This window comes from Tenacibaculum sp. 190130A14a (genome assembly GCF_964048965.1).
Taxonomy (GTDB): domain Bacteria; phylum Bacteroidota; class Bacteroidia; order Flavobacteriales; family Flavobacteriaceae; genus Polaribacter; species Polaribacter polynesiense.
This window is the reverse complement of the sequence record NZ_OZ040189.1, coordinates 1,544,644-1,570,491: the sequence shown is the minus strand read 5'-3', so window position 1 is coordinate 1,570,491 and position 25,848 is coordinate 1,544,644. Positions and strand designations below refer to the sequence as shown.

At 31.2% G+C, this 25,848-nt stretch carries 26 protein-coding genes and 3 tRNA genes; 15 read left to right on the top strand and 14 right to left on the bottom strand.

Translation table 11 applies throughout. The features are described from left to right. Positions 1–6 precede the first annotated feature (6 nt). The 3 genes from ABNT22_RS07770 to ABNT22_RS07760 form a co-directional block, all read right to left on the bottom strand. Positions 7–2,847, bottom strand: a complete 2,841-nt coding sequence (locus ABNT22_RS07770) for a primase-helicase family protein (RefSeq protein WP_348715387.1) — start codon at positions 2,845–2,847, stop codon at positions 7–9. 1 nt (position 2,848) lies between these two features. Then, positions 2,849–3,052 (bottom strand): hypothetical protein, encoded by a 204-nt coding sequence (locus ABNT22_RS07765; protein WP_348715386.1) that lies wholly within the window; start codon positions 3,050–3,052, stop codon positions 2,849–2,851. Positions 3,053–3,251: 199 nt separating this feature from the next. Further along, on the bottom strand, positions 3,252–3,503 hold the full coding sequence (locus ABNT22_RS07760; protein ID WP_348715385.1) for a hypothetical protein: 252 nt from the start codon (positions 3,501–3,503) through the stop codon (positions 3,252–3,254). 110 nt (positions 3,504–3,613) lie between these two features. Between ABNT22_RS07760 and ABNT22_RS07755 the strand changes: the two genes are divergently transcribed. The 3 genes from ABNT22_RS07755 to ABNT22_RS07745 are packed head-to-tail and all read left to right on the top strand — an operon-like array spanning position 3,614 to position 5,909. After that, complete coding sequence (locus ABNT22_RS07755; RefSeq protein ID WP_348715384.1) at positions 3,614–3,985, top strand: hypothetical protein; 372 nt, start codon at positions 3,614–3,616, stop codon at positions 3,983–3,985. A 6-nt stretch (positions 3,986–3,991) separates the two neighbouring features. Next, on the top strand, positions 3,992–5,044 hold the full coding sequence (locus ABNT22_RS07750; protein ID WP_348715383.1) for a hypothetical protein: 1,053 nt from the start codon (positions 3,992–3,994) through the stop codon (positions 5,042–5,044). A gap of 28 nt (positions 5,045–5,072) precedes the next feature. Then, positions 5,073–5,909: a hypothetical protein gene (locus ABNT22_RS07745; protein ID WP_348715382.1), complete on the top strand. Its 837-nt coding sequence runs from the start codon at positions 5,073–5,075 to the stop codon at positions 5,907–5,909. Between the two features lie 27 nt (positions 5,910–5,936). Here the strand turns inward: ABNT22_RS07745 and ABNT22_RS07740 are convergent, their stop codons facing one another. From ABNT22_RS07740 to ABNT22_RS07720, 5 genes are all read right to left on the bottom strand, one after another. After that, entirely contained in the window at positions 5,937–6,119 is a 183-nt protein-coding gene (locus tag ABNT22_RS07740; protein WP_348715381.1) for a hypothetical protein, read from the bottom strand. An 88-nt stretch (positions 6,120–6,207) separates the two neighbouring features. Further along, on the bottom strand, positions 6,208–6,894 hold the full coding sequence (locus ABNT22_RS07735; protein ID WP_348715380.1) for a hypothetical protein: 687 nt from the start codon (positions 6,892–6,894) through the stop codon (positions 6,208–6,210). Further along, the gene (locus ABNT22_RS07730) at positions 6,866–7,048 is read right to left on the bottom strand and encodes a hypothetical protein (protein WP_348715379.1); all 183 of its coding nucleotides are present in this window, start codon (positions 7,046–7,048) and stop codon (positions 6,866–6,868) included. Before ABNT22_RS07730 ends, ABNT22_RS07735 begins: the two co-directional genes overlap by 29 nt. Positions 7,049–7,108: 60 nt before the next feature. Continuing rightward, on the bottom strand, positions 7,109–7,756 hold the full coding sequence (locus ABNT22_RS07725; RefSeq protein ID WP_348715378.1) for a response regulator transcription factor: 648 nt from the start codon (positions 7,754–7,756) through the stop codon (positions 7,109–7,111). 421 nt (positions 7,757–8,177) lie between these two features. Beyond that, positions 8,178–9,065 carry an MBL fold metallo-hydrolase gene (locus ABNT22_RS07720; protein ID WP_348715377.1) on the bottom strand — a complete coding sequence of 296 codons (888 nt, stop codon included), beginning with the start codon at positions 9,063–9,065 and terminating at the stop codon, positions 8,178–8,180. Positions 9,066–9,193: 128 nt separating this feature from the next. Here ABNT22_RS07720 and ABNT22_RS07715 point away from each other — a divergent pair, with 128 nt between their 5' ends. From ABNT22_RS07715 to ABNT22_RS07700, 4 genes are all read left to right on the top strand, one after another. Next, on the top strand, positions 9,194–9,640 hold the full coding sequence (locus ABNT22_RS07715; RefSeq protein WP_348715376.1) for a GNAT family N-acetyltransferase: 447 nt from the start codon (positions 9,194–9,196) through the stop codon (positions 9,638–9,640). Between the two features lie 367 nt (positions 9,641–10,007). After that, positions 10,008–10,080, top strand: a tRNA-Gly gene (locus tag ABNT22_RS07710). 42 nt (positions 10,081–10,122) lie between these two features. Further along, positions 10,123–10,195 (top strand) — tRNA-Gly (locus tag ABNT22_RS07705). A 41-nt stretch (positions 10,196–10,236) separates the two neighbouring features. Beyond that, positions 10,237–10,309 (top strand) — tRNA-Gly (locus tag ABNT22_RS07700). Between the two features lie 48 nt (positions 10,310–10,357). Here the strand turns inward: ABNT22_RS07700 and ABNT22_RS07695 are convergent. Continuing rightward, positions 10,358–11,008 (bottom strand): rhomboid family intramembrane serine protease, encoded by a 651-nt coding sequence (locus ABNT22_RS07695; protein WP_348715375.1) that lies wholly within the window; start codon positions 11,006–11,008, stop codon positions 10,358–10,360. 87 nt (positions 11,009–11,095) lie between these two features. On the opposite strand from ABNT22_RS07695, the gene ABNT22_RS07690 reads away from it, so the two are divergent. Then, on the top strand, positions 11,096–12,004 hold the full coding sequence (locus tag ABNT22_RS07690) for a lysophospholipid acyltransferase family protein (RefSeq protein WP_348715374.1): 909 nt from the start codon (positions 11,096–11,098) through the stop codon (positions 12,002–12,004). A 13-nt stretch (positions 12,005–12,017) separates the two neighbouring features. Here the strand turns inward: ABNT22_RS07690 and ABNT22_RS07685 are convergent, their stop codons facing one another. From ABNT22_RS07685 to dnaA, 3 genes are read right to left on the bottom strand one after another with little or no spacing between them, the layout of a single operon-like run. Then, positions 12,018–12,722, bottom strand: a complete 705-nt coding sequence (locus ABNT22_RS07685) for an SAM-dependent methyltransferase (RefSeq protein ID WP_348715373.1) — start codon at positions 12,720–12,722, stop codon at positions 12,018–12,020. Between the two features lie 4 nt (positions 12,723–12,726). Further along, positions 12,727–13,170, bottom strand: coding sequence for a low molecular weight protein-tyrosine-phosphatase (locus ABNT22_RS07680; RefSeq protein ID WP_348715372.1), 444 nt, complete (start codon positions 13,168–13,170; stop codon positions 12,727–12,729). 10 nt (positions 13,171–13,180) lie between these two features. Then, positions 13,181–14,605 carry a chromosomal replication initiator protein DnaA gene (dnaA, locus tag ABNT22_RS07675; RefSeq protein ID WP_348715371.1) on the bottom strand — a complete coding sequence of 475 codons (1,425 nt, stop codon included), beginning with the start codon at positions 14,603–14,605 and terminating at the stop codon, positions 13,181–13,183. Between the two features lie 180 nt (positions 14,606–14,785). Between dnaA and ABNT22_RS07670 the strand changes: the two genes are divergently transcribed. From ABNT22_RS07670 to ABNT22_RS07645, 6 genes are all read left to right on the top strand, one after another. Beyond that, complete coding sequence (locus ABNT22_RS07670; RefSeq protein ID WP_348715370.1) at positions 14,786–15,196, top strand: thioesterase family protein; 411 nt, start codon at positions 14,786–14,788, stop codon at positions 15,194–15,196. Then, positions 15,197–15,769, top strand: coding sequence for a cob(I)yrinic acid a,c-diamide adenosyltransferase (locus tag ABNT22_RS07665; protein WP_348715369.1), 573 nt, complete (start codon positions 15,197–15,199; stop codon positions 15,767–15,769). Positions 15,770–15,869: 100 nt separating this feature from the next. Beyond that, positions 15,870–16,091, top strand: coding sequence for a DUF2795 domain-containing protein (locus tag ABNT22_RS07660; protein WP_299104175.1), 222 nt, complete (start codon positions 15,870–15,872; stop codon positions 16,089–16,091). 123 nt (positions 16,092–16,214) lie between these two features. After that, positions 16,215–19,565 carry a preprotein translocase subunit SecA gene (secA, locus tag ABNT22_RS07655; protein ID WP_348715368.1) on the top strand — a complete coding sequence of 1,117 codons (3,351 nt, stop codon included), beginning with the start codon at positions 16,215–16,217 and terminating at the stop codon, positions 19,563–19,565. A 175-nt stretch (positions 19,566–19,740) separates the two neighbouring features. After that, the gene (locus ABNT22_RS07650; protein ID WP_348715367.1) at positions 19,741–20,619 is read left to right on the top strand and encodes a UDP-2,3-diacylglucosamine diphosphatase; all 879 of its coding nucleotides are present in this window, start codon (positions 19,741–19,743) and stop codon (positions 20,617–20,619) included. A gap of 8 nt (positions 20,620–20,627) precedes the next feature. Then, positions 20,628–21,641, top strand: coding sequence for a glycosyltransferase family protein (locus tag ABNT22_RS07645; RefSeq protein WP_348715366.1), 1,014 nt, complete (start codon positions 20,628–20,630; stop codon positions 21,639–21,641). A gap of 88 nt (positions 21,642–21,729) precedes the next feature. On the opposite strand, the gene ung is transcribed toward ABNT22_RS07645, so the two are convergent. Both ung and ABNT22_RS07635 read right to left on the bottom strand, forming a co-directional pair. Next, positions 21,730–22,395 (bottom strand): uracil-DNA glycosylase, encoded by a 666-nt coding sequence (ung, locus tag ABNT22_RS07640; protein ID WP_348715365.1) that lies wholly within the window; start codon positions 22,393–22,395, stop codon positions 21,730–21,732. A gap of 5 nt (positions 22,396–22,400) precedes the next feature. Then, positions 22,401–23,534, bottom strand: a complete 1,134-nt coding sequence (locus ABNT22_RS07635) for a hypothetical protein (protein WP_348715364.1) — start codon at positions 23,532–23,534, stop codon at positions 22,401–22,403. A 105-nt stretch (positions 23,535–23,639) separates the two neighbouring features. Between ABNT22_RS07635 and ABNT22_RS07630 the strand changes: the two genes are divergently transcribed. Further along, entirely contained in the window at positions 23,640–25,847 is a 2,208-nt protein-coding gene (locus ABNT22_RS07630) for an endonuclease MutS2 (RefSeq protein WP_348715363.1), read from the top strand. Position 25,848 lies beyond the last annotated feature (1 nt).

Below are 25,848 nucleotides of genomic sequence, written 5' to 3'. Positions count from 1 at the left end.
TTGTTTTTAAGTGAAAAGTTCTTCTGGTTCACCACCCGCAGAGATATCTACAACTCCTTCTTTTCTTTCAATGAAAAGGAAATCTTCTCGCTTACCTGTTTCATTTTTCTTCTGAATTCTCCCGGCACTATCCGTTTTAGCCTTTGGCATAAATAAATGTCCATTAAACTCACACCAAGCTTTAATTTTCTTTACAAACTTGGTTGAAGTAATATTTCTTAATGCTTGCTTCTTAGATTTTATATCTTCCAAAGCAGCATTCTTATTAAACTCTATATCTAAATGGTTATTCAAATAATCATCCGCCCAATCGATAAAGGTTCCTCCCATTTCTGCCTGAAGATTTCTTAAACGAATTTTGTTCATTGGTGGATTAATCTTTTCATCAACACTTAAGTAAAATTGAACACATTGAGCAAAAAGATTGAATACTTTATTAAACTGATCATCATCCCAATGTCTAAATAGTTCATGTCCAAAATCATCTTTAGGATCTCGTTTTATTGGATGAATTTCACTTTCTGCATGATAGTAATCACTTACTGCAGTAAATAAAATACGTCTCGTAGTTGATGGGTCTGCTTCTCTTAAAGAGTAATTACTCGAGATAGCAATTTTAGGAGCATCATTAAAAGGAATTGTATAGGGTTGATTGTTTTTCGGGTTAACATTCATTGGTCCTGTGATGGAACTATAAAGGTTATTGAATTTAAACTCTTTATTAGCATCATCAAACAGCACGTAACCCGTATGTTTCGTTACTCCTTCAAATAAATGTTTATCTTCCCAAATACGGTTATTCCTTGCTTCAATGTACTTTTGATCAAGGATTATTTGGAGTGCTTTCAGAAATAAAGATTTACCGCTACCACCATGACTTTCATTATCATCAACAACCTCATTCTCAATAGCATATACCGCCCATGCTTTGCTACTTTGTTTGTATCCATGTAGTAAATAACCAATTGTAAAAAGTTTATTCACCAAGTGTGCTTGTTGCTCTAACTTCTCCTCTTGATCTAACTTATCACCTGAAATATTAAATAAGTTTTTCTTCCAATAATCCTGCTTTTCTTCTTCATTTTTAAATCCTTCTTCTAACTCTTTTCTCCAGTGAATTCGACTAATATTGATGAGAAAATTAAGGAACTCACAATTCTCTTCTTTCACTTCAATAGTGTAGTTCTCCTCTACTTTCTTTATATCAAAAAAGTTGTGTTCTAGTTTTATAGACCGATTGTCAATTTTCTTGGCATATAATTTATCTACCTTTTGATCTATAATTTGCTGCCTCCAAACATATTTATTGTGCGTATTCTTAGTATAAGGAGTAATCCCTTCTTTGGTTATTTTCCAAAACTGATTTGAAAAATAGAACAATTGAAAAGTTTGATCAAAACTCTTAAAATCTAAATCAACTCTAGGTAAAGCGGCAATTTGATTATCACTTAAACGAGTAGTATTGTACATCATATTTCGAATAGCCGTTTCTATGTTTCTTTTTTCAAGAAAATCAAAAACGAAATCCTTAACTTCAATAGATTTAATCTCCTTTACAATATGCTCGTTTACATAAACAAACTTAAATCCATCTTTATCTTCCTCTACATTTAGCCTGCAAAAACCATTTCGATAAAGAAAGTTCAAAGCATGTACATTGTTATAAGTATAGGTGGTTCTTCCTTTATCATTTACAGCCATATCCCAAAACCTCATAGGATATGTAGTCTTTATCATGGTTTTAACTTTCTTGGCTACACTCTTTACCTTTTGATTCTTATTCAACTCAAAAAAATCACAAAGATCCTTTCGTGGATTCCCACGCCAATCTCTTCTATTCCTTAAATAATTAGGTAACCAAATAGTCTTGATATCTAAATACTTTAAAGCTCTAGAAAAGCCTTCTCGCTTACCCGTTTCGTCTAAATCAGGAATATTATATAACTCATCCGAACAATTGTAAATTCTCTTTAATTGTTCCGTAGTTAGTTCTGCTGTTTCAGAATTTAACCAAAGAACAAAATACCCTAAGCTTGCCATATTTAATGCATCACGTTCTCCTGAACATAAAAAGACCTTATCTATCTTTTCTAATTTTGCCTTAGCTGATTTAGATTCATCTTGTAGCTCAATTTCATATTGGGCTTTTCTTTTACTAAACTCAGATTCCAAAGCTTTTAATCCACCAACAAAATCAATAGACTTTTTGCCTTTCCAAAAGAACCTATACTGTTTATCAGTGCATTTTGGTTGTAAGATTTTATAGAATTTACTCTTATTATTGGTGAAGCAAAAGATAAATATTGGGTAGGTATCTGTTGACTCTACTATTTTGATTTTACCTTCCTTTTTTACTGCATACCAGGATAGCGAGAATAGATTGTATTTATTACATGTTTTATCATCTACAAATGGACCTAAAGTACTTAATTCGAACTCGGTAAAATCTTTGGTTTCAAAACAAAAGTTATTATCATCAAACTCTTGGTCTTTATCCCATGCACTTAAATCGATACTTTTAAAACTAGCATTATTAACTTGTGATTGGTTTGATGTTGGAATTTGATAGTTCTTTGCTAATTGTAGTAATGCCTGGACAAATTCTAATCCGTGAAAGTCAGCATATAATTGAATTGCATTTTTAGCTTTTTCTGATTGTCCCCAATCCTTTAAGATATATATACCATCATCTAATTTTTTCAAAGATGAACTGGCCGTCTTCTCCCCTTCTCTTATTTTAAAATGAGATCGTTCATTAACTTGTGGATATAATGAAACTATAATATCTAAACCTCCATTGGTTACATCAAAAATTTTGTCTTTTAAGTCTTTTATAGTTGGCTGCATATTATAATCGTTCTTCTTGATAAAAAGAGTAAGCCAAACTTAATTTAACTAGTAAATCTGCAAAGTACCTTGTGGTCCCGTTTTGAATCCAAAGTTCTTGTTTGTTTTCTCTTACACCCATGAATTCAGTATTATGATCATTGGGAGATATTCCTGCTGCTTGCGGAATTAATTTGAAGTTTGTAGTTTTGCCTTGATTAATCATTTGCTTCTAATTATTAGTGATTAATTATTTATATCGGTAGTTACAGCTACCGATTTTTTTATTTTAAATTTTCTGTAAAGCTTCATGTTGTAGGTTTAATAACCACCCCGATTCCTTGTCCCCCGATAAGTGCACAGAGTGGTTTTAATTATGAAAAACTATTCTACGTATTATTCTCCTCGCCAGGAACTAACCAACTTTATGCAATCCTCTTTTTAAGAAGTTCTTGTCTTTGTTTTTGCTCTTCCTTTTTATTTTGTACCACAGCATAAATTGCTTTTTCTATTATTTTGTGTGACTGGCCATTCATTACATTAGTAATCATAGAAGAAGAATGAGGTTTCCCGCTTTTATTAAATAGATTATTTACGCTTAAGTATTCTTTAATATCCGCAACATATCTATGGCCTATTATTCCTAAAATCTTCTTTTTTTGAGTTTCTGTAATCATAGAAAGACATTATTTGATTATTTAAAGTTTTGTGATACCTTAGTGATAGTTTAGTGATACAAATATTAGGGTTTTTTCTAATTTATCCTAATATTTTCTAATTATTTTATATGACCCATAAAGAAAAACTACTCCAATACATTGAAAACAAAGGGATTACAAAAACTAAATTCACTAGGATTTGTGGTTTCAGCAATGGCTATTTAGATTCAAAAGGATCAATAACTTCAGATAAACTAGGAACAATATTAGAAAACTTTAGTGATTTAAATATATATTGGTTGCTAATGGATAAAGGTGAAATGATAATTACACCTGAGTCCAATCAAAAAACTACAGAGCAAATCTCAAATGAGCTCAGTATGCTAGGAATGGACAGTAAGATTACTAAACTGCAAAAAGAGTTTGAAACTTTTAAAGATGCCTTCTTTAAGGTTATAGAAGAAAAACTCGATGAAGCTATAAAGAATAGAGAGATTTAAAAAAATATGACTAAGAAAGAAGATACCCCCGAAAAAAACATAAAAGTTAGTAAAAACAGTCTTGAAGAGCACGTATATAAATTAAAATACGACCAGGAAAAACAACAATACGATAACCTCGGGAATAATGTTGTAAACGCACTAAAAAAGTTTTTAGATGATAATAATATTGGATATTTAGAAATTTATTATCGCGTAAAAGATACCAACTCCTTCCTTGAAAAAATTGATCGAAAAAACTATGAAGATCCATTTAATGAAATGGAAGACATTTGTGGAATAAGAATTATTTGTTACTACCCAGATGATATTAACCGAATTAGAAGTATTATCTCAAAAGAATTTGAAATTGTAGAGGATTCTGATAAATCCAATTTGCTAAAGGAAAAGGAATTTGGATATCGTAGTCATCATTTTATTGCTCGCATTAAGAAAGAATGGACACAAGCACCTAATTATAGAGATTTAGTTAAATTAAAATTCGAAATTCAAGTTAGAACCGTTCTAATGCATGCTTGGGCAGAAATAGCACACAAACTTAATTACAAAACAGAGGATGAAGTACCTTCTGCTTACAAAAGAAAATTATTCGTTTTAAGCGCTCTATTAGAAAATGCAGATGATCAATTTGATAATTTGAGGAAAGAAATTTTAGGATATAAAGAACATATTAAAGAAGAAATTAAAACGAATAAAGGTTTTGACACAAATCAAGAGTTTAATATTGAAACCTTTAAAGAATTTCTAAAACTACACTACGATGACCTATTTACCTGGAAAGAAAGGGATTTAAATAACCTTTATGGAAAATTTATCTTACTTAATATTGGATTCAAAGATATTAATCATTCAATAACACTTGTTAAGGAATATAACGAAGAAATTAAAGCTGATATATTTAAGTTCTTTCCTACTTTAATGCGTTATATGGGAATTGTCCATTTATTATTCATAATGGATGTTACTAATGATAAATTTTATAAAAACAGAAAAGGAACAGAATTATTTATTGATTGGATAGAATTAGTTGAACACTGGAAAGCTAAAATTAAAAAGTAATTAATTAAAACAATAAAACCTAAAAAAATTGAAAAAGACATTATTATTACTACTTGTAGTTTTATCAATCTCAAGTTATGCTCAAAAGCAAAAAAAAATAGACCCAAAAAATCAAAATATTAAATTAACAAAAGAGCTTAAGCAAAAGGCTGATAGTTTAACCTATGTTACTAAGACCCTTAGCTCCGAAGTAAATCAACTTTCAAAAAAGTTAGATATCATGATCGAAGATCAGCACCAACTTAACAGCGAATTGATTTATTTTAAAAGTAAAGAAGATTTTTACAAAACTGCACTTGCAGAACAAAGTAAATTTTATGTTTTAACTGTATCTGTAATTCTTTTTCTATTTGGGCTTATTTCTTGGGGGTTCTATAAAACTGAATTATTGAAACTTAAAAGATATGTTAAACAAAAAATAAAAGTTCATGGTCAAAAAATGAAAAGTCAATATGACTTAATTGAAGAAACTAGAAATAATGTATCTAGAACAATTGGAAATTTAGACGCATCAATAGCGCGTAAAAGATACAACCAAAACAAATTCAGTCTTTCACTAGCACACAGATTATCAGCCGCGTACTATCTAAAAACCTTTGCTATATTCAGAAATCAATTAGATTCTAAAAAAGAAACAGATTTAGCTTTTTATGTAAATCTTGTTGAGGCTGAAAAATGTATCAATAAACTTAAACAAATTACCACTGGCGCAAGTTTTATTTACGAACAAGAACTTTTTAATGAAAAATTAGATAAATACAAAAGAACACTTAAAGCAATGGAAATGTTCGAATTAAATGAATCTCAAATTATTATATCAAAAATAATAATTGGTTTAAATTTTTTAGAAAATAAGTTTAAATAAATAGTACTACAATTAAATAATAAGAAATCAACTCAATCCAAATAATCTATTAAACCCAGAATTCTTCTGGGTATTTTTTTTTCTTCTTTCTTCTTCTAATTTTTCTTTAAGAATTAATAATTCACAAAACTTCTCAAACTCAGTTGAGTTAGGGTCTTTTTCAATTTTTTCAATTTGTTTCTTTATTTCAATTAGCTTTAAAAAATCCATTTATTATTACTTTTGGGGAATAGTTATACATAGCAAATCTCTTTGCTAAATAATTGGAATGGAATTTAAGTGTATTAAGGGATAGGGATTATTTGTTCGTGGCTATTTTCTTAATCATATCTAACATTTCTTCTCTTTTTTCTGGCTTTGTATTTTTAAAGGTAAACTTGGCAACTTCCATTAAGTTATCCTGTAATGAATTTATCCTATCCTTCCTATACTTTGCAATTAAGTATACTGCCAAGACCACAAAAACTGCAGAAACAATTGTTGCAAAATAGTAGGAAACTTTACTTACATCTTGGAATTGTTGAAAAATCCAAAAGAAATAGAAAAAGCAAACAGATATTATTAACCCATGAATTAACTTAACACCCGTAAACTTCTTTTTCTGCCTAAAAGAGTTAAAAAGATTAAAAATTGAATAGAGAAATACTCCAAACCATAACCCCAATCTTTCCATAAAAAATTTAAACGATTTAAAACCAAATACTTTTTCTTTCTTTTTCACTTCTTTGAAGCTATTATAAGCCTTGTCGGTCTCTTTTTTAGCTTCTAAATAAGCTATATATTCCGGTGTTCCTTCAGCTAAAGATTTAACTTTGTTTAAGGCTTTAGTTCTATTCTTCTTTTTAATAGAATGTGATTTTATGGCAGCAGTATACTCCTCACTAAAATCATTGAAAAATTCAAAAGAATAGAATGATAAAGCAAGAACTATTGCAAATAAAAAGTAAACTATATATTTATTCTTCTCCGTTGTCAGGGTCTTCACCCCCGTCACTTCCTGGAGTTGTTGAGTCATTTTTGTTGATTCCGAATAATTCTTGTTGTTCATTTAATTGAATTTCTGTTTCTTCTGTATTATCTGTACAAGAAACAAACCCTAAAATCATAACAACTGCTAATACTTTCGTAAAAGTTTTCATATTTATAATAGTTTAAATATTTAAAACTTTAAAAATACGATAATTAGCTTCGTTATATTACTAAGATTTTTTCTTTAAAAATAACTGTGCTTTATGCTTTACAGCAACTAAAGCCATTTGAATATTATTATTTACACCTAAGTTTTTACGAATGCGCTCTTTGTAACTTCTAAGAGTTGTAGGTTTGATTTCCATCTCTTCACAAATAGCATCAGTATCAAAACCTTCAATTAAAAATTTTAATACTTCCGTTTCCTTCTTAGAAAGTACATCTGTAATTAATACCTCTTCTGAAGTTTCTAGTTGCAAATCAATTATTGCGTCACGAACATATTCAGAAAAGTAAGTCTTTCCGTTATTGACATCTCTAATTGCTTTTACAATGCAATCACTTGCTTCATCTTTTAATATATACCCTCTCGCTCCAAGGTTAATGACTTTTTGAATTATAGCTGCATCTCCATAGCTTGTAACTATAATAACTTTTACTCTGCTATTCTTCTCATTTAAATATTTTAGAACATCTAAACCAGAAAAATAAGGCATCTGCAAATCAAGAATCAGAATGTCGCAGAAGTTATTTTCTAACCAATCAATTAAATCCTGACCTGTAGTTGAGAATCCGACGACATTTATACCATGAGCTTTAAGAAGGGCTTTATAACCATCAATTACTATTGGATGGTCATCTACCAGGTACACTTTCATTTTTCTTTTTAAACTATTATATCACAAATGTATGATAATGAATGAATTTAATTTGTGGACGTTTGTCGCAAATGATAAAAAAGTGATACTTTTATGATAATAAAGTGATAGTAGTAGTATTAGTTTTTGTAAAATAAGTGAAAAACTGCTGTTTTTAGAGTGTTCTTTGAGTTCTGAAAACGCTGAACCTATTATATATGCTAAAGAAATTAAGAATTGGAGCGTGTCAAAATCGCGTCAAACCAATGTAATAACCAACAAATCAAAGAATGTAACTATTTGATTATCAATATACACGAAAACATAAACGGGAATTAACAACTCCCGCCTTCGCTACAAAGGTTCAAATCATATGATTTGAACCTTTTTTGTTTTATCTAACTTCTGAGGGAGAACATTTAGTCTAATCGGCCTCAGCATTTTACATTTTTGCTTCCTTCAAACTTTTATAAATCGTTTCTCGAATTCGTTCTTCTGTAATCCAACCACTATACTCTTTAAATGCTTTTGTTATAGAAACATCACTTTTAACTTCTTCTAAAGTTTTTCCTTCTTTAATAGCTTTTACAACATTATCTTTTAATCCTTGTAACATTTTCAAATACGATTTCAACTCTTTTTTTGAAGTTACATTTCCATGTCCAGGGATTATTTTAGTATCATCATCCGATAACAACAACATTTTTTCTATTCCTTTTATATATCCATCTATACTTCCTCCAGAACCTAAATCTATATATGGAAACTTTCCTTGAAAATAAGTATCCCCAACATGCAATACATTACTTGTTGTAAAATACACCAAAGCATCCCCATCTGTATGTGCATTGTGTACATGGGTTATATATATTTCTTCATTGTCCATATAAAATCGCATATCATCTGAAAAAGTAATTACCGGTAATGCTTCTTTAGGAGAAGCTGGTCTCTTTTTCCCCCATACTACTTGCTCAGTCCCCATACGTTTTCTAACGTTTTCATGGGATACAATAATAGCTCCCTCCTTTTGCATATTGGTATTTCCTCCTGTATGATCTCCATGCCAATGCGTATTTACCAAATATTTTAAAGGTTTATCTGAAATAGTTCTAATTGCTTTTAAAATTTTTTCTGACAATGGAGCAAATTGATCATCTATCATAAATACTTCTTGTTCTCCTACAAAAAGTCCAATATTTCCTCCCCTACCTTTTAACACATATATATGCTCAGTTAATTTCTCCTTAGTAATTTTCACTTCTTTATTCTGACCATATGTTACAATGGTAAATAAAGAAAGTAATGTGAATAGTATTTGAATTTTTCTCATGATATATAAAAGTTTATATGCTATATAAAGTCGTTATTATGAGCTTGAATTTACACTATTTAAATTTAAATCAAATTTCAATGTTCAGAACACCACTTTCCGTAAATTAGCTTTACAATTTTTTAGCAATGAATATTCAATTTAAACCAATCGTAAAGGAAGATATTAGCACTATACTTCCTTTATTAAAGATTATTAATACTACCACTCCTCATGACATATTAGAAAAACGCATTCTTGATATGGTAACATGTTCAAATTACGAATGTGTTGGTGCATATGATGATCAGAAACTTATTGGAATTTCTGGGTTATGGTATAGTCACCGTCATTATGTAGGTAAAAGTGTAGAACCAGATCATGTTATTATTGATGAGTCTTATAGAGGTAATAATATTGGAAAACGTTTTTTTGAATGGATCTATCAATATACCAAAGAAAAAGGTTGTGAAGCCATTGAACTAAACACCTATACAGGAAATCGAAAATCACATAAATTTTATTATAACGAGGGTTTTGAAATTTATGGTTTTCATTTTGTTAAAGTATTGAGAGACGACAATACTTTTTATTAATAAAGTTTAAAAGAAAAGCATTTCAAATTCAAAAAGCACAGGTAAAAAGAGAACCTGTGCTTTTTTTATCAATACATAAAATGTATTGAGCGAAGTCCCCCGAGACATCGCATGCCTCAAAATACAACTATTTTACGGAAATCCGTAATTTCAAATAAGTTTTTCTCTTTTTTAAAAGTAGTATTTATGAATTTTAATCGATTTGTAGTCTTCTTCCTCCAAGAATTCAATCTTACTTTAAAATTTTATCTTATTGTTATCTTTTCATTATGTGAAAGTTACGGAGGCATTATAAAAAATCATATTTTTTTTCGAAAAAAGTCTTTGGTAATCTTACAAACAATCTTATATTTGCAACCGCTTTACTGCGGGAGTAGCTCAGTTGGTAGAGCGTCAGCCTTCCAAGCTGAATGTCGCCGGTTCGAACCCGGTCTCCCGCTCTAAATTACATAGCAATTAAGCTTGCAAAAAATCTTTACCATGCGGGAGTAGCTCAGCTGGTAGAGCGTCAGCCTTCCAAGCTGAATGTCGCCGGTTCGAACCCGGTCTCCCGCTCTAATTACATAGCAATTAAGTTTGCAAAAAATCTTTACCATGCGGGAGTAGCTCAGCTGGTAGAGCGTCAGCCTTCCAAGCTGAATGTCGCCGGTTCGAACCCGGTCTCCCGCTCTAAAATAAAAAAAAACCGAAACATTTGTTTCGGTTTTTTTTTATTTATCACTTCTTCAATTTTAGCTGATCTCCAAAAAGTAGTAATCCTCCAATAATAGCCCCCATAATTAAAATAATCAATGGTTCTTCTGAAAGTAAATAAGGCTTCAATAATAAAGTCACTGCATATCCACCAATAGCACCACCTAAATGGGCAGAGTGTCCAATATTACCTATATTCTTTTTCATTCCGTAAATAGAATAAATCAAATATCCTATTCCTAATAGATAGGCTGGAAAATCAAAAAAAGGAAAAAAGATAAAACTATACGTTTTATCTGGATACAACATGACTGCTGCAAACATAACTCCAGAAACCGCACCAGACGCCCCTACTGCACTATAATAATATTCTTTTTTATGTTGAATAAACGAATACATACTTCCTCCTAACAATCCTGCTAAGTATATTACTAAGAAATGGATCGTACTAAAATGTAAAAGCACCAATCCTCCAAACAAATACAAGGCATACATATTAAAAATTAAATGCATCCAATCTACATGCAAAAAACCAGAACTAATCATTCTCAGCTTTTCCCCTGCTTGAATTCTTCCAATTTGAAATTTGTACTTATCAAAAAAGGAATAATCATTAAATCCTCTATAAGAAATTAAAACATTCGCTATAATGAGTATTAAAACAACTCTATTCATCTTCTATTATTTTTAACAAACATAAATAAAACAACGTTAATATATTTTAAATATTTAGTCCGATATTTGCTTAAATTTTTGAACTTAATGAAACTACTCGTTTTTGTCATTGTATATCCACTTATATGGATACTGTCTATTCTCCCAATGAGAATATTATATATACTATCTGATTTTTTCCGTTTTATCATATTTAACGTTGTCGGTTACCGTAAGAAAGTAATCGTTCAAAACATTAAAATGGCATTCCCAGAAAAAACAGACAAAGAAGTTCGCTCATTATCAAAAAAATTTCAAAAGCATTTTATCGATTTAGTTTTTGAAAGTATCAAATCCTTTACAATTTCCCAAAAAGCAATTCAAAAACGATACATCTATAAAAACATAGAGGTAATTAACAAATTAGCTAATGAAGGCAAGAGTATTATTCTTACAGGTTCTCACCAAGGTAACTGGGAACTTTCTTTTGGACTTCCTCTTGAGGCGGAAATTAGCTGCTATGGTGCATATACAAGAATTCAAAACCCATATTTTGAAAAGGCTATCAAATCATCAAGAACTAAATTTGGTTTCGATGGAGTACCTACAGGTTTATTTAACAAGAAACTAGAAGAACGCGTAAAAGACGGTATTCAAAGTTTATATATTTTGCTAAGCGATCAATCTCCTCAGTTAAAAAGAACAAGATATTGGGCTAAATTTCTAAATCAAAAAGTTCCAGTTCATACAGGGATGGAAATTTTAGCTAAAAAATACGATTTCTCTATTGTAAATATGAATACTACCAAAGTAAAACGTGGGTATTATACTACTGAATTCGAACTAATCACTTCAACTCCTAAAGATTATGAGAATTTCGAAATCACTGATAAGTATTTAAAAATCACAGAAGAACATATTAGAAAACAGCCTGAATATTATTTATGGACTCATAAGCGTTTCAAGCACAAAGACAAATATGAAGACTGGTTAAAGAACAGAAAAAAAGCTCAATAATATTGAGCTTTTTTTATTTATGAATTATAAAAATTGTGGGTCTTTTGTGTAAATCGGTCTTAGTCTTTTTCCATTCTTTCACCGATAATGTTTTAATATATTCTGAAGGCAATGTAATATCACAAGCAACACAAACTCTCGTTTCTGGTGATAAGACCGCTCTTAAATCATCTAACATCTTTTCATTCCTATAAGGAGTTTCAATAAACATTTGTGATTGATTTTTATCTTTAGAAAAACGCTCTAATTCTTTAATCGCTTTTTTTCGATCTCCCTTGTCAATAGGCAGATAACCATTAAATGCAAAATTTTGGCCATTCATTCCTGAAGCCATCATTGCCATTAAAATAGAAGAAGGTCCGACTAACGGAACTACTTGAATTCCTTTTTGGTGTGCTAACTTTACAATACTTGCTCCTGGATCAGCAACAGCAGGAACTCCAGCCTCTGATAACAACCCTACTGAAACGCCTTCTTCACAAATATCTAAATAGTTTTGTGTTTCAAATTCATCAGAATATTTATCTAACAAACGTAACTCTAAAGATGGCTGTGATTTTGATGGTGTAATTTTTTTTATAAACCTTCTTGCAGATTTTTCATTTTCCACAATAAAATAATTCAAATGTTCAATTACTTTTTTTACAGATAATGGTATTACCTCTAACGGCTCAGTATCACCTAATGTAGTGGGTATCAAATACAGTTTTCCTCGCATGAATCTATAATTTAGAAGCTATTATTTCACAAGCTTCATCCAACATTGCATATACATTTTCAAATCCCATATCTCCTCCATAATAAGGGTCCGGGACATTTCTATTTTCATTTGGAAAAGATTCATTTAAAATCATTTTCACCTTCCTTCTATCTTCTTCTGTACTAGCTAACGATAAAATATCTCGAAAATTGCTAACATCCATCGCATAAATCAAATCAAACTCCTGAAAGTCTTTTATGATAAATTTTCTGGAGCGTTGAGAAGTAATATCCAAACCATATTTTCTGGCAACTGCAATAGACCTAGTATCTGGTAATTCTCCTTCATGAAACCCAGAGGTTCCAGCTGAATCAACCATCACAGATTCTTTTACCTTTGACTGTAAAATACCTTCGGCCAATGGCGAACGACAAATATTCCCCAAACAAACCATAAGTATTTTCATGTTGTAAGTTTTAGAGTGTTAATTTTTTCAATAAATCATCCACATATTTTTTAAACTGCTTATCCGTTTCTGTTAAGTTATCAACAGTCTTACAAGCATGCAATACAGTAGCATGATCTCGTTGACCAATTTGACTACCAATACTTGCTAAAGATGATTTCGTTAAGCGTTTTGCAAAATACATTGCTAACTGACGTGCTTGAACAATATGACGTTTACGTGTTTTAGACTGTAATGTAGCTACATCCATATCAAAATATTTTGATACTACTTTTTGAATATAGTCAATAGAAACCTCCTTCTTTGTATTCTTTACAAACTTATCTACAATCTGTTTTGCTAATTCAATTGTAAACTCTTTTCTGTTAAAAGAAGCTTGAGCAATCATAGAAATAATCACCCCTTCTAATTCACGTACATTTGATTTAATATTTTTCGCGATATATTCCACTATCTCTTCTGGCATTTCTACACCATCTCTATATAGCTTATTCTGAAGAATTGAAATTCTAGTTTCATAATCTGGCGATTGCAATTCTGCAGATAGCCCCCATTTAAATCTAGAAAGTAATCGTTGTTCAATATCTTGCATATCTACAGGCGCTTTGTCTGAAGTTAAAATCACCTGTTTTCCATTTTGATGTAAATGGTTAAATATATGGAAGAACACATCTTGTGTTCCTGCTTTTCCTGATAAAAATTGAACATCATCAATAATTAACACGTCAATCATCTGATAAAAATGAATAAAATCATTTCTTGTATTTGATTTTACCGAATCAATAAACTGTTGTGTAAATTTTTCTGATGATATATACAATACTGTCTTATCAGGATATTTATCTTTAATTTCAACACCAATAGCATGTGCTAGGTGTGTTTTTCCTAAACCAACACCTCCATAAATTAACAATGGATTAAACGAAGTTCCACCTGGCTTATTTGCAACTGCCATACCAGCCGAACGCGCCAATCTATTTGAATCTCCTTCAACAAAATTTACGAAGTTGTAATTTGGATTTAACTGCGACTCTATTTTTACCTTTTGAAGTCCAGGAATAATAAAAGGATTTTTTAATTCTCTTTTAGACTCTATAGGTACCGTTACTTTTTGTGGTTTAATAGGATTACGGTTAGAACTAGGAATTTTAACAGTTTGTGGACTATTACTACTATACGTATTTTCCATACGTACATCATAAATCAGTTTAGCCTCATTACCCAACTGACGAACCAAAGCCACTCTTAACAATTTTATATAGTGCTCTTCCAACCATTCGTAAAAGAATTTACTTGGTACCTGAACTGTTAAAGCCTCCCCTGAAAGCTTCATTGGTTTAATAGGCTCAAACCAAGTCTTGTATGCTTGCGGTTTGATATTGTCCTTTATAAAAGACAAACACTCATTCCAAACTGATTCGGCAGTTTTAGTCATATTAGGTTTAAAAACGTTTAAAATATTGGTTAATTTCCTTCAAATCTAGGGGACCCCCAAACACACTTGATTGGGTGAACAAAAATGTGAATAAAATTCAGTAAAAAAAAATCGATTTGCTATTGACTTTTAATTATTTTTTATGTAACGTTTGCAATATAAATCTCGAAATATTTAATCTTGCTAAAACACATATCTAATATCCGCGTTCGTTATGCTGAAACTGATCAAATGGGCATTGTATATCACGGAAATTATGCTCAATTTTTTGAAATAGGACGAACCGAGTGGTTACGTTCTATGGGCGTTACGTACAAATATATGGAAAAAACAGGCATCATGCTTCCTGTAATTTCATTAAATTGTAATTTTAAAAAATCGGCTTATTATGATGACCTTCTTACCATTAAAACCTTTTTAAAAAAAGAACCTGGTGTTAAGATTGAATTTACATATGAAATTACAAATCAAAATGATGAATTAATTTGTACTGGAGATACTACACTTGCCTTTATCAATTCAACAACTAAAAGGCCAGTAAAATGTCCTGACTACATCTTAAAAACTCTTAAAGAAAACCAACTTATTTAAATGAAGATATATACTAAAACCGGAGATAAAGGAACCACTGCCCTATTTGGAGGTACAAGAGTTCCAAAATATCATTTACGTATAGAAAGTTATGGTACTGTAGATGAACTTAATTCTTATATTGGACTTATACGAGATCAAGATATTGACAATCTTACCAAGCAGGCTTTGACAAAAATTCAAAACGAACTATTTACATTAGGAGCCATGCTTGCAACTCCTCCTGAAAAAGAAACTTTAAAAAGTGGTAAGGAGCGATTAAATATTCCAAAAATAAATGAAGCTTCTATTTCTTTTTTAGAAACTGAAATAGACAACATGAACAATACGCTTCCTCCAATGACTCACTTTGTATTACCTGGAGGGCATCAAACTGTGTCATTCTGTCATGTAGCACGCTGTGTTTGTAGAAGAGCAGAACGTTTATCTGTCGCATTAAATGACGAAGAAGGTATTAATAATAATGTTTTAATGTACCTAAACCGACTTTCTGACTATCTTTTTGTGTTGGCACGGAAGTTGACCCAAACACTACAAGCTGAAGAAATTAAATGGATTCCTGAAAAGCTATAAACGTTCTTTTCATATAAATAACACATTTTTAAAAAAAAACTTGACTTTTTACAAAAAAAATATATTTTTGCGAGAAATCTAAAAACAAACAGATAAAGAAATGTATTGGACACTAGAATTAGCATCTTATTTAGCAGATGCGCCTTGGCCAGCAACCAAAGACGAATTAATAGATTATGCAATTCGTACTGGAGCTCCTTTAGAAGTAGTTGAGAATCTGCAAGATATTGAGGATGAAGGAGAGGCTTATGATTCAATCGTTGAAATTTGGCCAGATTATCCTACCGAAGAAGATTATCTTTGGAACGAAGACGAATACTAAAAAACACTAATAAAAGTCTCTTACTATAGAGGCTTTTTTTTTGCTTATTTTTAAGCACCATAACAAAAAAGAAAACGAGCTGATTACAAAAATCAGTAACCAGCTCTAAAACAATATTTTACAATGAGCATTTTAAATTCGATTATAAAAATATTTGTTGGAGACAAACAACAAAAAGACTTAAAACTAATTCAACCCATCGTAGATCAGGTAAAGTCTATTGAAGGTACTTTAAGTAGTTTATCTAATGATGAATTACGTGCAAAAACTATCGAATTTAAGGCTAAGATAAAGGAAGCTACAAAATCATATAATGATCAAATTGCCACCTTAGAAAATGAAGCAATTTCTGCCGACATTGATCGTCAAGAAGAAATTTACAAAGAAATTGATCAGTTAAAAGATGATGCTTATGCTGCTTCTGAACAAGTTTTGGCAGATATCATGCCTGAAGCTTTTGCCGTTATTAAAGAAACTGCTAAGCGTTTTGCTAATAATACTGAAATTGAGGTAACAGCAACTCCTTTTGATCGTGAATTATCTGGAACAAGAGAACATGTTGTTCTAGAAGATGACAAAGCCTTTTGGGCAAACTCATGGGATGCTTCTGGTAAAGAAGTAACTTGGGATATGATTCACTATGATGTTCAGTTAATTGGTGGTTCAATTTTACACCAAGGTAAAATTGCGGAAATGATGACTGGAGAAGGTAAAACATTAGTTTCTACTTTACCAGTTTATTTAAATGCCTTAACGGGTAATGGAGTGCATGTAGTAACAGTTAATGATTACTTAGCGAAACGTGACCGTGCTTGGATGGCACCAATTTTTGAATTCCATGGTTTGAGTACAGATTGTATTGATTATCACCAACCAAATTCTGAAGCACGTAGAAAAGCTTATAATGCTGATATTACTTACGGAACAAATAACGAATTTGGTTTCGATTATTTACGTGATAACATGGCTTCATCTAAAGAAGATTTAGTACAACGTGCTCCTAACTACGCAATTATTGATGAAGTTGATTCGGTTTTAATTGATGATGCTCGTACTCCGTTAATTATCTCTGGTCCTATTCCACAAGGAGATCGTCATGAGTTTAATGACCTTAAACCATTGGTTGCAGACTTAGTTTCTTTACAAAACAAATATTTAGTTGGAGTTTTAGCTGAAGCAAAGAAATTAATTAAAGATGGAGATACCAAAGAAGGAGGTTTCTTATTATTAAGAGTATATAGAGGTTTACCTAAAAACAAAGCTTTAATCAAGTTTTTATCACAAGAAGGTGTTAGACAAATCTTGCAAAAAACAGAGAATTTCTATATGCAAGACAACAATAAGTTAATGCCAGAGGTAGATTCTGAACTTTGGTTTACTGTTGAAGAGAAAAACAACCAAATTGATTTAACAGATAAAGGTATTGCCCACCTTTCTGAAATCACAAACAACGCAACATTCTTCGTTTTACCAGACCTAAGTGTTCGCGTTGGTGAAATTGACAACAGTGAAGAAACTCCAGAAGAAAAGGCTACTAAAAAAGAAGACTTATACAGAGACTACAGTATTAAAAGTGAACGAATTCATACAATGAATCAACTTTTAAAAGCATATACTGTTTTTGAAAAAGATGTTGAATATGTAGTAATGGACAACAAAGTAATGATTGTTGACGAGCAAACAGGACGTATCATGGATGGTCGTCGTTACTCTGATGGTTTACACCAAGCTATTGAAGCAAAGGAAAATGTAAAAATCGAAGATGCTACACAAACCTTTGCAACCGTTACTTTACAGAACTACTTTAGAATGTATCGTAAGCTTTCTGGTATGACAGGTACTGCTATTACTGAAGCTGGTGAATTCTGGGAAATTTATAAATTAGATGTAGTAGAAATCCCTACAAATCGTCCAATTGCTCGTGATGATAAACAAGATTTAGTATATAAAACTACGCGTGAAAAATACAACGCTGTAATTGATGATGTCGTAGAGTTAGTAAATCAAGGAAGACCTGTATTAGTAGGTACTACGTCTGTTGAAATTTCAGAATTATTAGGAAGAATGCTTAAAATGCGTAAAATTCCTCATAACATCTTAAATGCTAAACTACATAAAAAAGAAGCAGACGTTGTTGCGGAAGCTGGTAAGCCAGGAATCGTAACTATTGCTACAAACATGGCAGGTCGTGGTACAGATATTAAATTATCTGACGAAGTAAAAGCTGCTGGAGGTTTAGCCATTATTGGTACTGAGCGTCATGATTCTCGTCGTGTTGACCGTCAGTTACGTGGACGTGCTGGACGTCAAGGTGATGTAGGTTCTTCTCAATTCTATGTAGCATTAGATGATAACTTAATGCGTTTATTCGGTTCTGAAAGAATAGCAAAAATGATGGATAGAATGGGATTAAAAGAAGGTGAAGTTATTCAACATTCTATGATTACCAAATCTATTGAAAGAGCTCAAAAGAAAGTAGAAGAAAATAACTTCGGAATTCGTAAACGATTATTAGAATATGATGATGTAATGAATTCGCAACGTGAATTCGTTTACAAACGTCGTCGTCATGCTTTAGATGGTCAACGCTTACAAATTGATATTGCAAATATGATTTATGACACATGTGATGCTGTTGTAAGACAAAATAAAGCAACTAAAAATTTCCAAAACTTTGAATTTGAGTTAATCCGTTTTTCATCAATGACTTCTCCTTTCTCTGAAGAAGAATTCAACAGACTAACTGAGCAAGAATTAACTGATAAGTTATATACTATTGTAACTGAACATTATAAAAAGGATTCAGACAGAAATGCATCTCAAGCCTACCCTGTTATCAAAAATGTTTTTGAAAATGAAGGAGATCGTTATGAGCGTATTGTTGTTCCTTTTACAGATGGTATTAAAACTTTACAAGTAGTTACAAACCTTAAAGAAGCATATGAATCTGAAGGAAAATCATTAGTAAATGACTTTGAAAAGAACATCACATTAGCCATTATTGATGAAAACTGGAAAGATCACTTACGTAAAATGGATGAACTTAAACAAACAGTTCAAAACGCTACGTACGAACAAAAAGACCCGTTATTAATCTATAAGTTTGAGGCTTTTGAATTATTCCAACAAACGATAGATAAAGTAAACAAAGAGGTTCTTTCTTTCTTATTCAAAGGACAGTTACCTACACAAGATGTTTCTCAAGTATCTGAAGCTCATGAACAACAACGTGAACAATTAGATTATAGCAAGGATGAAGTACAAAACTCAACTCAACAAGCTATTTCTAATGCTCGTAATCAACAAACTCAAGAACAACAAGTAGTTGAAACAGTTGTTAGAGAACAACCAAAAATCGGAAGAAATGAACGCGTTACAATAAAGAATGTAATGACCGGAGAAGAGAAAGAAGTAAAATACAAACAAGCTATTCCTTTATTAGAAAAGGGAACTTGGGTGTTATACAATAAGTAAAATACTCTTTACATACAATACATAAAAAGGCTCGGAAATTCCGAGCCTTTACTTTTACATAACCTTTCGCTCACAAATTAACAACAGTTTAATTAACAACAGTTTACAATAATTTCATTTTAACAAAACATCTCAAAAGTATATTTGAGATGATACATTAAGTATATCTTTTAAAATGAATAAAACTAAGAAACGAAAAATCGATATCGCTGTGATATCGGATGTACATTTAGGAACATATGGTTGTAGAGCAACGCAATTAAACAATTATTTAAAAACCATTAATCCAGCAATTCTAATTTTAAACGGTGATATTATAGATATCTGGCAGTTTAACAAACGATATTTTCCAAAACCACATTTAAAAGTCATAAAACAACTAATGTCATTCATTACTTCTGGCACTAAAGTTTATTATGTAACCGGAAATCATGATGAAACGCTCAGAAAGTTTAAAGGATTTAAGCTAGGTAGTTTTGAAATAGTCAATAAAGTGGTTCTCAACTTAGATGGAAAAAAAGCTTGGTTTTTTCATGGTGATGTTTTTGACGTTACGATGCAACATTCTAAATGGTTAGCTAAACTTGGCGGTATAGGATACGATATGTTAATTATGATAAATACCGCTGTTAATTGGGTGAATGAAAAATTAGGCTATGGCAGATTGTCTTTTTCTAAAAAAATTAAAAACAGTGTAAAAAGTGCTGTTAAGTTTATTAACAACTTTGAAACTACTGCTTCTGATATTGCCATTGAGAAAGGATATGACTATGTTGTTTGTGGTCATATACATCAACCAGAAATTAGAGAGATTTTTAACGAAAATGGAAAAACACTGTACTTAAATTCTGGCGATTGGGTAGAAAATCTTACTGCTCTTGAATATAACAACAAAAAATGGAGTTTGTATGAATACGAAAAAGATAATACCGCAAAAAGCCTGTATCATAATTATGAAGTAAACGATTATGAGTTAATAGGTACAGAAGGAAACAATTCAGAAATTTTTGAAGAGCTATTAGCTGAATTCGATATTAACAAACCTTTTAAATAAACCTCATTATGAAAATATTATATGCTATTCAGGGAACAGGAAACGGGCATGCTAGTAGAGCTTTAGAAATAGTACCTTACCTACAAAGAAAAGCTGAAGTTGATGTTTTAATTAGCGGATATCAATGCGACCTTAAATTTCCTTTTGACATAAAGTATTCTTTATATGGGCTAAGCTTTATATTTGGTAAAAAAGGAGGCGTAGATTTTAAACTTACTCTACAAAAACTTCGATTACGTAACTTATTAAAAGAAGTACAATCAATTCCTATTCAAGAATACGATCTTATCATCAACGATTTTGAACCAGTAACAGCATGGGCCGCAAAACTAAAAAACATCCCTATTATATCATTAAGTCACCAAAATGCTGTTTTAGATGAACAATCCCCAAAATATGGAAAGTATAAATTTGAAAGACTAATATTAAAGTATTATGCCCCTGCAAAAATTAAGTTTGGTTTTCATTTTCAACCATATTCTTCAGCTATCTTTCCGCCAATTATTCGTAGAGAAATTAGGTATAGTAACAGTACTAACAAAGGTCATTATACTGTATATCTTCCAGCATATAGCGACAAAAAGATCATCAAAGTATTATCTACTTTCAAAAAAGTGAAATGGCAAGTATTCTCAAAGCATACCAAAGAATATCAATTGCACAACAACATTACCATTCAACCTGTAAATGGAGCCGATTTTATTAGGAGTATGGCTTCTTCTAATGGCGTACTCTGTGGTGCTGGTTTTGAAACTCCCGCTGAAGCGCTTTACCTTCAAAAAAAGCTACTAGTTATTCCTATGAGAAACCAATACGAACAACAGTGCAATGCACTAAGTTTAAAAGAAATGGGAGTCACTGTTTTGAAAAAATTCAACAAGAAACAAACTAACAAAATTTCTAAGTGGATTAAATCTGATAAAATAATACAAGTACAGTATCCTGATAGTACAGAAGACATTTTAGAAGCCATCATCCTACCATATTACAACCAAACTGTTTTACCTAGCATTGTATTATAAAAAAAAGGGGTTGCAGTGAGCAAACCCTTTTTCAATTTATATTCTTTACTTAAAATAATCGTTACTACTTATTAGGCAGCGTCCGTGCTTACCATCTAATTTTTTCCATTTGATTTGCGACTAAAAAATTATTTGTTTGAGAAAAATGTTTGTTCCCAAACCAATATCCTCTATTGGCACTTAATGGTGAAGGATGCCCCGAAGTTAATACGTGATGTTTCTTTTTATCAATCTTTGCTCCTTTCTTCTTCGCATATCCTCCCCAAAGCAAAAAAACCACATCTTCTCTATTTTCAGATATCTTTTGAATCACAGTATCTGTAAATTGTTCCCATCCTTTTTGTTGATGACTTCCTGCTTCATGAGCTCTTACCGTTAATGTTGCATTCAACAACAATACTCCTTGTTGCGCCCATCGTGACAGGTCTCCAGATTTTGGTATTGAAATCCCTAAATCAGTTTCAATTTCTTTAAAAATATTGATTAATGAAGGAGGATGTTTCATTCCTTCATGAACAGAAAAGCATAATCCGTTTGCTTGTCCTACTCCATGATAAGGATCCTGACCAATGACAACTACTTTTATATCTTCAAAACGACAGTAATCAAAAGCAGCAAAAATATCAGTTTCTTTAGGGTAACACGTATGCTCTTGATACTCTTTCTTTATAAAATAAATTAATTCTTTAAAATACTCTTTTTCAAGCTCCTCAGCTAATATATTCTTCCAACTATCTGCTATCTTTATAAGCATTCTTTTTATTGATTAAAATATTTTGTTTTATTAAATTCTTTTAACGCTATTTTGTAGATACTTCCACTTGGTTCTTTTGAAAATCTATTCGATACAAAACCACCTAAGATATATAAATTTTCTCCATCAACATGTAAGGTACTTTCTGCTAACTCAAGCCCGACATAGTACTTTTGTAATTCATTCTTACTAGTATTGTAAACAAAAATTACATTTTTATCATAAATATAAATTAACTCTTTTGAAACAGCTAAACCTGGTTTTTTCATTGCTACTGGTAAATTCATTTCTCTTTTCCATTCTCCACTTACAAAATCGAAAGACTCTATTCCTGAAAGTTCTTCTCCATTATAGCCACCTATTAAATAAAACTTATGCCTTACCAATATTCCTTTACTTTCCTTAGCTTCCATCATTTTAGGGAGCTCATACCATAATCCAGTCGTAAAATCAAAGAAATGAGAATCTTTTGAGTACTTTACTTTACTACGTGCATTCTTTTTAGAAGACCCTCCCATAACCACTAAATAATTCTTATAAACCGTAGATGCAAAATTAATTCCTTGGTGTGGATTGGTACCATCAACCGTAATTGACAAAGCATCTTTATTGACAATTTCAATCTTGTCACTTAAATATTCAATTTGTCTATTTTTTGAAAGTCTTTTACCTCCTAAAACATAAAAATCTCCTTTGTAATAATTTACATTGTGATATGCCCTATTGGAAAGCTTTACCTTATTCTGTAGCCATTTACCAGATTTTAAATCGAATATTTGAAGCTTATCACTATATGCATGGTGATCTGGCCCAAATCTTCTTAATACTTTTAGCAGTTGTCCAAAAGTAACAAAATCCACTCCCGAAATGTCAATAGCTCCTTTAGCCCTATTTACAGTAGATGAAACATCTCCTCCAAAAACATAAATTTTATGATCTTCTAAATGGGAATCAAAAGAGTAAACTCTCTTTTTTAATGTGGCTATTTTTTCATAATGAAGCGTCTTTTTCAATTTTCTTTTTCCTTTGACAAGTACTTCATTTAATTTTTCAGCTTTTTTAACACTAACTTTTTCAACCTGAGCAGTTAAAACAGAGAAAAAGAACAAACCGATTAGAGTAATTATTTTTGTTTTCATCGTTTTTATCTCAAATATAACCAAAAATCAGCAAAAAAGAGCTTCTATAAAGGGTTATTTTTACCTTGTATCTCTTATTTTTGCCTTGGTTTCAAACATGATATTTTGAGTAAAAACATTTCAGAAAAGACACTTCAAGATTTAGAATTTACAACGGTTTTAGAACAGGTTGCAGAGTTTAGTATTTCAGATTTAGGTAAACAAAACGTTCTGAGCATTCAACCTCTAACAAACAAAAAGAAGCTTTTTTTTGAATTAAATATGGTTAACGAATACCTTGCTTCTTTTGAAAATGAAAACCGTATTCCAAATCATTTTTTTGAAGACATCTCTGAAGAAACAAAACGCCTTGCTATTGAGAATAGTTTCTTAGAAACTGAAAACTTTTTAAAAATAGCTAGCGTTACCGAAACAGTAAATGAGCTCAAAAAGTTTCTTGAAAAATTTAAAACATATTATCCTAATCTTTTCTTGTTAAGTGATAACATAGAATTCACAACCTTTGTTTCAGATGCCATCAAAAAAATTATTACTTCGTATGGCGAAGTTGCAGACAATGCTTCTCCAGCACTAAAACAAATTAGAAAAGACATAGGTAATGTTCGTGGAAAAATCTCTGAAAGCTTTTCTAGAGCTTTAAGTAGAAATATTTCAAGTGGTTATTTAGATGATATTAAAGAAACTATTATTGATAATCAACGAGTATTAGCGGTTACTGCAATGCATCGAAAAAAAGTTAAAGGTAGTTTATTAGGTTCATCTAAATCTGGAAATATTGTTTATATCGCTCCACAAGCAACCTTGGCATATAGTAGAGAGCTTCAAAACCTTGTCTATGAAGAAAAGCAAGAAGTGGTAAAAGTTTTGAGAGCGCTTGCTGAAGAAATCAGACCTTATACACCATTACTCGAAGAGTACCTAACATTCCTAACACATTTAGACACTGTTGGTTCAAAAGCCAAATATGCTAAGGAAATCAATGCTTTATTACCAAAGATTACCAAAAACAGAAAGGTATTTTTAAAGGACGCATATCACCCTGTTTTATGGAGAAAAAATAAAGCTCAAGACATACTAACAATTCCGCAAACCATTCAATTAAATGACAAACAACAAATAATTGTCATTTCTGGACCCAATGCCGGTGGTAAAAGTATCACCTTAAAAACCATTGGTTTACTACAACTAATGTTACAAAGTGGATTGTTAATACCTGTTCATGAGCGCAGTGAAACCACCTTGTTTAATACTATTCTTACTGATATTGGTGACAATCAATCTATAGAAAACCAATTGAGTACCTATAGTTATCGATTGAAAAACATGCGCTATTTCTTGCGAAAGTGTAACGATAATACACTTTTTTTAATAGATGAGTTTGGAACAGGATCGGATCCTGAGCTCGGTGGTGCATTGGCAGAAATATTCTTAGAGGAGTTTTACGATAAAAAAGCTTTTGGTATTATAACTACACATTATGCTAATTTAAAAGTACTAGCTAATGAATTAGAAAATGTGACTAATGCTAATATGCAATTTGACGAACGAACACTTGAACCTTTATATAAGTTATTCATTGGTCAGGCTGGTAGTTCGTTTACTTTTGAAGTTGCTCAAAAGAATGGGATTCCATTCAGTTTGATTAATCGAGCAAAGAAACGTGTTGAAACTGAAAAAGTCCGCTTAGATAAAACGATTTCTAAACTTCAAAAGGAAAGAAACAGACTTCAAAAAACCTCTGATACGCTGGAAAAACAAAAATCGAAAGGTCAAGAGCATATTGAAAGTTTACAAGAAAAAGAGTCAAAAATCAAGGAAAAGCTAGAAGGCTTCCAAGAGCTGTATGACAATAACCAACGCATGCTTTCTTTAGGAAGAAGCATCAATGAAATGTTAAACAAGTATTTTCAAACCAACAATAAAAAAGAACTTTCTGCAAATTTCTTTAAATGGGCTACTTCCGAAAAAACAAAATACATAAAGAAAAATCCACCAAAGAAAAAAAACAAAGCCGAAAAGAAACAGGATAAGATAGCTGTACAAAAACAAAAAGAGGCTATTAAAAAAGTAGAAAATGAAGTATTAAAAAAGGTCGTTAAGGTTAGAGAAGAAAAGAAAAAAGAAGCTGCTAAAATAGCAGAAGCTAAGGCTAACTATATTTTCAAAGCGGGAGACCGTGTTCGCTTAGAAGACGGAAATGCCGTTGGAACAATTGATAAAATTGAAAAAAAGAAAGCCTTTATTAATTATGGTCTATTTACTACTGAAGTAAGTTTAACCAAGTTAGAATTGGTACAAGCAGCTAAAAAGTAAT

What these genes read in the sequence shown, in the direction of transcription:
- ABNT22_RS07715 (WP_348715376.1), top strand. Translation starts at nt 9,194, where the DNA reads ATGAATATTCAATTTAAACCAATCGTAAAGGAAGATATTAGCACTATA.
- ABNT22_RS07750 (WP_348715383.1), top strand. Translation starts at nt 3,992, where the DNA reads ATGACTAAGAAAGAAGATACCCCCGAAAAAAACATAAAAGTTAGTAAA.
- ABNT22_RS07760 (WP_348715385.1), bottom strand. Translation starts at nt 3,503, where the DNA reads ATGATTACAGAAACTCAAAAAAAGAAGATTTTAGGAATAATAGGCCAT.
- ABNT22_RS07645 (WP_348715366.1), top strand. Translation starts at nt 20,628, where the DNA reads ATGAAAATATTATATGCTATTCAGGGAACAGGAAACGGGCATGCTAGT.
- ABNT22_RS07765 (WP_348715386.1), bottom strand. Translation starts at nt 3,052, where the DNA reads ATGATTAATCAAGGCAAAACTACAAACTTCAAATTAATTCCGCAAGCA.
- ABNT22_RS07660 (WP_299104175.1), top strand. Translation starts at nt 15,870, where the DNA reads ATGTATTGGACACTAGAATTAGCATCTTATTTAGCAGATGCGCCTTGG.
- ABNT22_RS07725 (WP_348715378.1), bottom strand. Translation starts at nt 7,756, where the DNA reads ATGAAAGTGTACCTGGTAGATGACCATCCAATAGTAATTGATGGTTAT.
- ABNT22_RS07740 (WP_348715381.1), bottom strand. Translation starts at nt 6,119, where the DNA reads ATGGATTTTTTAAAGCTAATTGAAATAAAGAAACAAATTGAAAAAATT.
- ABNT22_RS07770 (WP_348715387.1), bottom strand. Translation starts at nt 2,847, where the DNA reads ATGCAGCCAACTATAAAAGACTTAAAAGACAAAATTTTTGATGTAACC.
- ung (WP_348715365.1), bottom strand. Translation starts at nt 22,395, where the DNA reads ATGCTTATAAAGATAGCAGATAGTTGGAAGAATATATTAGCTGAGGAG.
- ABNT22_RS07755 (WP_348715384.1), top strand. Translation starts at nt 3,614, where the DNA reads ATGACCCATAAAGAAAAACTACTCCAATACATTGAAAACAAAGGGATT.
- ABNT22_RS07665 (WP_348715369.1), top strand. Translation starts at nt 15,197, where the DNA reads ATGAAGATATATACTAAAACCGGAGATAAAGGAACCACTGCCCTATTT.
- ABNT22_RS07690 (WP_348715374.1), top strand. Translation starts at nt 11,096, where the DNA reads ATGAAACTACTCGTTTTTGTCATTGTATATCCACTTATATGGATACTG.
- dnaA (WP_348715371.1), bottom strand. Translation starts at nt 14,605, where the DNA reads ATGACTAAAACTGCCGAATCAGTTTGGAATGAGTGTTTGTCTTTTATA.
- ABNT22_RS07635 (WP_348715364.1), bottom strand. Translation starts at nt 23,534, where the DNA reads ATGAAAACAAAAATAATTACTCTAATCGGTTTGTTCTTTTTCTCTGTT.
- secA (WP_348715368.1), top strand. Translation starts at nt 16,215, where the DNA reads ATGAGCATTTTAAATTCGATTATAAAAATATTTGTTGGAGACAAACAA.
- ABNT22_RS07720 (WP_348715377.1), bottom strand. Translation starts at nt 9,065, where the DNA reads ATGAGAAAAATTCAAATACTATTCACATTACTTTCTTTATTTACCATT.
- ABNT22_RS07695 (WP_348715375.1), bottom strand. Translation starts at nt 11,008, where the DNA reads ATGAATAGAGTTGTTTTAATACTCATTATAGCGAATGTTTTAATTTCT.
- ABNT22_RS07650 (WP_348715367.1), top strand. Translation starts at nt 19,741, where the DNA reads ATGAATAAAACTAAGAAACGAAAAATCGATATCGCTGTGATATCGGAT.
- ABNT22_RS07730 (WP_348715379.1), bottom strand. Translation starts at nt 7,048, where the DNA reads ATGAAAACTTTTACGAAAGTATTAGCAGTTGTTATGATTTTAGGGTTT.
- ABNT22_RS07685 (WP_348715373.1), bottom strand. Translation starts at nt 12,722, where the DNA reads ATGCGAGGAAAACTGTATTTGATACCCACTACATTAGGTGATACTGAG.
- ABNT22_RS07680 (WP_348715372.1), bottom strand. Translation starts at nt 13,170, where the DNA reads ATGAAAATACTTATGGTTTGTTTGGGGAATATTTGTCGTTCGCCATTG.